The 505-nt window shown below is 37.8% G+C and carries 1 protein-coding gene; it reads left to right on the top strand.

Annotated features, from left to right (window positions below):
- Positions 1-89 precede the first annotated feature (89 nt).
- Positions 90-505, top strand: a 416-nt coding sequence (locus IE271_RS44800) for a hypothetical protein (protein WP_190195554.1), incomplete at its 3' end; no start/stop codon positions are given.

Below are 505 nucleotides of genomic sequence, written 5' to 3'. Positions count from 1 at the left end.
ATATAGAAAAACTGGTTTTGGCTAGGGCTTTAAAACTGGTTTTAGAAGATCGGGTGTTTGTGCATGAAAACAAAACGGTGGTGTTTTGAATGCTTTTAGATTTCAGCAACCTCAATGAAGAACCCCTAAAAATCCGGATCAAAGCCGAGTTCTTTAAAGATAAAAAATTCCTTTATAGCGGGGATAAGATAGATTTCATGCTAAGCTATAAGCACCCTAACGCTACCTTACCTATTTTATGGGGCGAAGCTAAAAGGGGTAATTCTGACGATTTGGACAAAGCTTTCACACAACTTCTTTTAACCATAGGCAAGCACAAGCTTTACACCCACCACACGCCACCTTATTTGTGTGCTTTTAACGCTTTTAGAATGGAATTTATCGCCTTTGATGATACGATCACAAGCTTTTTTTATGAAAGCGGTATAGATTTTTCTATCACCCCAAGCAACCACAACACAGAAGGTTTTAAACACGCTTTAAATATGTTTAAAGCCAAGTGCAA

Source organism: Streptomyces minutiscleroticus (assembly GCF_014650875.1).
Taxonomy (GTDB): Bacteria; Actinomycetota; Actinomycetes; order Streptomycetales; family Streptomycetaceae; genus Streptomyces; species Streptomyces minutiscleroticus.
This window is presented reverse-complemented; position numbering and strand designations above follow the sequence as displayed.